The sequence below is a fragment of the Alcanivorax sp. HI0083 genome (assembly GCF_001635175.1).
In genome coordinates, this window is sequence record NZ_LWFX01000993.1 from 1 (window position 1) to 4,388 (window position 4,388).

Here is a 4,388-nt window from a genome sequence, read left to right on the forward strand (position 1 = left end):
CGGCACCGGCCAGCAGCAGCGGCTTGCGGGCGCCCTTGATGGCTTCGATCGCCTTGCAGATGGCCTTGTCTTCGGCGATGGGGCGGCGGGTCGCGCTGGGCTCGGTGACCGGCATGGTGGAATGTTCGCGGGCGATATCTTCCGGCAGCTCCAGGTGGGTAGCGCCGGGGCGCTCTTCCTGGGCGAGACGGAAAGATTCGCGAATGCGGGTAGGGATGGAGTCGCCACTGACCACCTGCTTGGTGAACTTGGTGAGCGGGCGCATCATGTCCACCACATCAATGATCTGGAACTGGCCCTGTTTGCTGGTCTTGATCGGTTTCTGGCCGGTGATCATCACCATGGGCATGGCGCCAAGCTGGGCGTAGGCGGCGGCGGTTACCAGGTTGGTGGCGCCGGGGCCCAGGGTGGACATGCAGACACCGGCTTTGCCGGTAAGGCGCCCATAGGTGGATGCCATAAAGCCGGCGGCTTGTTCGTGACGGGTGATAACCAGCTTGATATTGGAGCCGCGCAGCGACTCAAGCAGGTCCAGGTTTTCTTCACCGGGAATGGCAAAAACGTGCTCTACCCCTTCCGCTTCCAGGGCGCGAACAAACAAATCCGATGCTTTCATGACTCTTTGTCTCCAGTTGATCCCGTCGCCGGCTGTTGGCCGTGTCGGGTTCCACGATGCGTGGCTGTAAAATTATCATCGCGGTTAATGCAAGGATGGTGCCGCTTTTTCCTTGTTCTGGTGCATAAACTGCGCACTTAAAGGGTGCAGCACCTCCAAGTCGGGCTTCACTATAGCGCGCTCGGGGGGCAGGCCGGTATGGGGTTAATGAATCTGTTTTATTTAAAAATGTGATGATAAACCGTTGGGGCGAACACAAAACGAGTGAGAATCCGACTTGTTCTCCCCAGAGTGGAAGGGCAGAGTCTGCGCAATAACGAATCAAGGCGAAAACGCCCGGTCAGCCAGCGAGAGAGACAGCTATGAAGAAAACCGGATTGTGGGTATTGGTGATCATTGTTGCCCTGATCGTGTTGGCCGTGGCGGGTGTGCATCGCTGGTTTAACCCGCCGGCGCCAGCGGCGCAGCTCTTTTTTAATGGCACGGTACTGACCATGGACCCGCAACAGCCGGTGGCGGATGCCATGCTGGTGAAGCGGGGCGAGATTGTGGCGCTGGGTGAGGTCGAGGTGTTGCGCCGGCAGGTCAGCCGGGATGTGGCGGTGATCGACCTGGAGGGCGGTACACTGATGCCGGGGTTTATTGAAGCCCATGGACATTTCCCCGGTGAAGGATTGTCTGCGGTGGCGGTGGATGCCAACAGTCCGCCGATTGGTGATTTGTACAGCATCGACACGCTGCTGGAGCGTTTGCGCCTGCTGGCCCAGCGCCGCCCGGAAGGCATGCTGCTGGCGTATGGTTTTGATGACACCACCATCGGCGAGCAGCGCTATCCCACCCGGGCAGAGCTGGATGCGGTGAGCAAAACGCGGCCGATCATGGTCATGCATATTTCCGGGCATCTGGGCGTGGTTAATTCCGCTGCGCTGGAAAGCATGGGCATCAAGGAAGACGTTGAGGACCCGCCGGGCGGATTTTATGGTCGCGATGAAAGCGGTCGGCTCAATGGCCTGCTGGCGGAAACCGCGTTTAATCCGGTGCGTAGCCAGGCGTTGAAATTGGCACCCCTGGACGGCTTGAAGGTGTTGTCCCGGGCGTCGCATATTTATCTGTCGCGGGGTATCACCTTTGCGCAGAACGGCCTGGCGGACCCGGCGGCTATTCGGGCCCTGAAGCCGGCATTACAGTTCGGGCTGATCCCCCTGCGCCTGAGTGTCTGGCCCAACGCAGAGGCGGAAAAACTGCGCCAGGCGGGTGACATCTCCATACCGCAGGGGGAGCGCAGCCATCTGGGGCCGGTCAAGCTGGTCAGTGATGGCTCATTACAGGGTTATACCGGGTTTCTCGGGGCGCCGTATTACACCCTGCCGGAGGATTACCCGACGGACTATCTGGGGTTTCCTACGCGGTCTCAAGCAGCGCTTAGCGCCCAAGTAAAACAGTTTCATTGCCAGGAGCGGCAAGTGGCCGTGCACGCCAATGGTGATGCGGCTATTGATCTGAGTCTGAACGCCATTGCCGGCGCCCGGGCTGCCTGCCCGCAGGTGCGGGTGCAACCGGTATTGATTCATGCACAGATGGCGACTCCGGCGCAGTTGCAGCGCATGGTGGCGCTGGATGTGATTCCCTCGTTCTTCAATACCCATGTGTATTACTGGGGCGACCGGCACCGGGATGTTTTCCTGGGGCCGGAGCGGGCTAGCCGGATCAGCCCGCTGGCGGAAGCGGAGCAAGCCGGGCTGAGCTTTACCTTGCATGCGGATTCGCCGGTAGTGCCCTTTGAGCCGCTGCAGCTGGTGTGGAATGCGGTGGAACGCGAGACCGCCTCCGGGGCGTTGCTGGGGCCGGAGCAGGCTGTGGATGTGGACCGGGCGTTGCAGGCAGTGACCGTGGATGCGGCCAGGCAGCTGGGGGTGGCAGATCAGGTAGGGCAGTTGCGCCTGGGTATGCGTGCGGACCTGGTCTGGCTGGACCGGGATCCGCGGCAAGCGATTGGCGACTGGGAATCGATCCAGGTGCGGGGCACCTGGGTTGGCGGGGTTCGTCGCTACCCGGATGGGCAAGCGGACGAGAGAGGGCAAGCGATGTAGCCCTGTGTGCGCAGAGCCCTTTTTCAGGTGCTCTGCGAAAGCGGTCTGCGCGCTGCTAGTGCCAGGTCCCTTCCAGATTCTCGCACTGATCGAGAAATTCCTCGGCGCTCATTTCCACCGTATTCGGGTCCAGATGTGAAGCCACTTGTTCTTTCAGCTGCCCGACCACTTTGGACATGACCGTCAGGGTTTCTTCCACCTGCTCGATAGTTTCCAACAGGTCTTCGGCTTCTTGCTGGTAATCATCTCTGTCGTCGTAATCGCTCATGCGAAGCCTCCTGCAGTTGGGATGAGCCTGTTCTTGCCGAGGCTCGGTCCAATGTTGCCAACGATGGCAGCGTAAAACAAACGGGAAATCCCCTGAGCTGGTTAAACTTTGAGCGCTTGTGATGGATGGTCAGGAGTATTTTACGAACGGCTCCAAATGCACCCTCGGAGAGTCTGCTTCAGGTGAGGTTTACTGATCCTTCTCGCGTACAGGCACGCTCCCACATGGAGATTCTGGGGATTAAATTAAGACAGGAGCTATTCTTATGCTTTTCCCCGGGTTGCCCGCATATGCGGCAGGTGTACTGGATCGTTTGGGAATAGATGAACAGACATGGCTTGCGCATATGAGACTCCGGCGGCAACGGCTGCCGATTGCTCTGGGTGCACTGGATAAGCTGAAAGAGTAGGCACAAATGACAGGACGTAAATGGATTGCGGGGCAGAGCCTGGTGGATGGTAGTTGTTGTTTTTGCTGTTTAAATTTATGCGTGTCCCGTGGTTCCCTGCCAATTCGATGGGACTTACGGGAATATTCACGCCAACCGTTTTGAATGATGGGAAGGAAGCTCCGGGTCAACGGAAAGAGTCTGGCTGACTCGGGGCATTCTTGGGAGTCGGGAAAAAAACGGAGGAAAACAACGGGACACTCAGAGCGCCTGTCAAACCTGGCGGTAAATCAAGCGGTGTAAGGTGTAAGTCCGCAATTCGGCAAGGGGGCTGCTATCTGCTTGTGGAATTCGTTGACCACTACACGATGGTTTTTGGTGTGCCGTTTATGGGTGGTTCGCGCCTCGAGAGACGCTCCTGCAGATGGTCAATAGGGCATTGCTCCGTACACAAAAAAGGGCGCCGAAGCGCCCTTTTGTCGTTATTCCCAGGAAAGGGCGCCGCCCACCTGGTATTCGGTAACCCGGGTTTCGAAGAAGTTTTTCTCCTTGCGCAGGTCCATGATTTCGCTCATCCACGGGAAGGGGTTGTTCACGCCCTTGAACTGTTCCGGCAGGCCCAGCTGGGCCAGGCGGCGGTTGGCGATGAACTGCAGGTACTCTTCCATCATGGCGGCGTTCATGCCGAGTACGCCGCGTGGCATGGTGTCGCGGGCGTACTGGATTTCCAGCTCGGTGCCTTCCAGAATCATCTGGGTGGCTTTGTCGCGCATGGCCTGATCCCACAGGTGTGGATTTTCCAGTTTGATCTGGTTGATCACATCTACGCCGAAGTTCACGTGCATGGATTCGTCACGCAGGATGTACTGGAACTGCTCGGCGACACCGGTCATCTTGTTGCGCCGACCCATGGACAGGATCTGGGTGAAGCCACAGTAGAAGAAGATGCCTTCCAGTACGCAGTAGAACGCGATCAGGTTTTCCAGCAAGGCCTTGTCGGTTTCCACGGTGCCGGTGGTGAATTCC

4 protein-coding genes are annotated in these 4,388 nt (G+C 58.5%); 1 reads left to right on the forward strand and 3 read right to left on the reverse strand.

Going from position 1 to position 4,388, the window contains the following annotated elements; translation table 11 throughout:
- On the reverse strand, positions 1-616 hold a 616-nt coding region (locus A3754_RS11960; protein WP_255363132.1), incomplete at its 3' end, for a thiamine pyrophosphate-binding protein.
- 362 nt (positions 617-978) lie between these two features.
- On the opposite strand from A3754_RS11960, the gene A3754_RS11965 reads away from it, so the two are divergent.
- The gene (locus tag A3754_RS11965) at positions 979-2,706 is read left to right on the forward strand and encodes an amidohydrolase (protein ID WP_082872530.1); all 1,728 of its coding nucleotides are present in this window, start codon (positions 979-981) and stop codon (positions 2,704-2,706) included.
- Positions 2,707-2,761: 55 nt separating this feature from the next.
- On the opposite strand, the gene A3754_RS11970 is transcribed toward A3754_RS11965, so the two are convergent.
- Both A3754_RS11970 and A3754_RS11975 read right to left on the reverse strand, forming a co-directional pair.
- Positions 2,762-2,974 (reverse strand): hypothetical protein, encoded by a 213-nt coding sequence (locus tag A3754_RS11970; RefSeq protein WP_007149518.1) that lies wholly within the window; start codon positions 2,972-2,974, stop codon positions 2,762-2,764.
- Between the two features lie 870 nt (positions 2,975-3,844).
- Positions 3,845-4,388, reverse strand: a 544-nt coding sequence (locus A3754_RS11975) for a ribonucleotide-diphosphate reductase subunit beta (RefSeq protein WP_156496961.1), incomplete at its 5' end; no start/stop codon positions are given.

Coding starts and splice junctions, on each gene's coding strand:
- A3754_RS11965 (WP_082872530.1), top strand. CDS start 979: ATGAAGAAAACCGGATTGTGGGTATTGGTGATCATTGTTGCCCTGATC.
- A3754_RS11970 (WP_007149518.1), bottom strand. CDS start 2,974: ATGAGCGATTACGACGACAGAGATGATTACCAGCAAGAAGCCGAAGAC.